At 31.2% G+C, this 1,062-nt stretch carries 2 protein-coding genes; both read right to left on the bottom strand.

Features of this window, described 5'->3' with window-relative positions; all coding sequences use genetic code 11:
• A partial coding sequence (locus tag Q0370_RS00460; protein WP_299570607.1) for a DUF3419 family protein occupies positions 1–277 on the bottom strand: 277 nt, incomplete at its 3' end.
• 46 nt (positions 278–323) lie between these two features.
• Positions 324–1,062 (bottom strand): PEP-utilizing enzyme (locus Q0370_RS00455; RefSeq protein WP_299570604.1); only part of this gene is annotated, 739 nt, incomplete at its 5' end.

Below are 1,062 nucleotides of genomic sequence, written 5' to 3'. Positions count from 1 at the left end.
CCATAAACTCAAGCATTTCTTCATAGGACAGGCTATTAAAAACTTCCTTTTTCAACTTTGCAAGTGCTATCTGAGGAAAACTTATATCAAGTGCCACCACTTTCTTTGGATTTTCTGCAAGCATGGAAAACACATTATCTCCCGCAGACAGTATCCCAAAGCATATATCATTTTCCTGTATATTAAGACTTTCGAGCAAAACCTCTGTATCTTCCCAGCATTGGGAATACCTTATCAAAGAAAAATCAACTCTGTTTTCTTTTACTTCGCTTTTCAATTATGTTCCTCCTAATTTGTTTGTAGTTTTAAATTTTTAATAAAAATCAGTCATCTAATTTTTTGATAATCCCTGTACTTCCGTCAAATTGAACTATATCTCCTGTTTTTAGAATGCTTGTTGCACCCTGTACTCCAACTATAGCAGGGATATTCATCTCTCGTGAAATAATTGCACTGTGGGATAAAAGGCTTCCTTTTTCTACAATAAGTCCTTTTAATAAAGGAAAAACCATAACCCAGCTTGGATCTGTGGATTTTGTTACAACTATATCTCCATCTTCAACTTCTGTATTCATCAGATTTAATACAACTTTTACCTTTCCTTTGACAATTCCTTTGCTACATCCAGTTCCTTTCAAAGTATTTTCATCCAGTTGTGAATTTCCTGTCAAATCTTCATAATAAAAATTTTCTCCTAGAAATCCTTTTGTTAAAAATCTGTCAGGAAGAATCATCTCAGTTTCGTATTTCCTGTATTCTTCCTTTCTCAGATCTATAAGTTTTTTTAAATCAACATCAATTATTGAGCCGTCAACAAGTCCAAAAATTTCATCAACAGTAAGGTAGAATACATCTTTTTCATTATTTATAAGGTTATCGTTTTTCAGATGAGTTCCCATTTTTTTCATAATTTTTCTTACTGTTCCAAAAACTTTTGTCCGTTCATATCTTAGATTTTCTCTCAATTTTATAAATTTTTTTGCATAAAATACAGTTTTTTTCAATAAATATTTCTTTACAGGATTTATTTTCAGGCTGTCATATATTTTTTTCTGTTCTTCT

The organism is uncultured Leptotrichia sp. (assembly GCF_938036635.1).
Taxonomy (GTDB): Bacteria; Fusobacteriota; Fusobacteriia; order Fusobacteriales; family Leptotrichiaceae; genus Leptotrichia; species Leptotrichia hongkongensis.
Note: the sequence above shows the minus strand (reverse complement) of the source record. Positions and strands in the feature narration are given on the sequence as shown.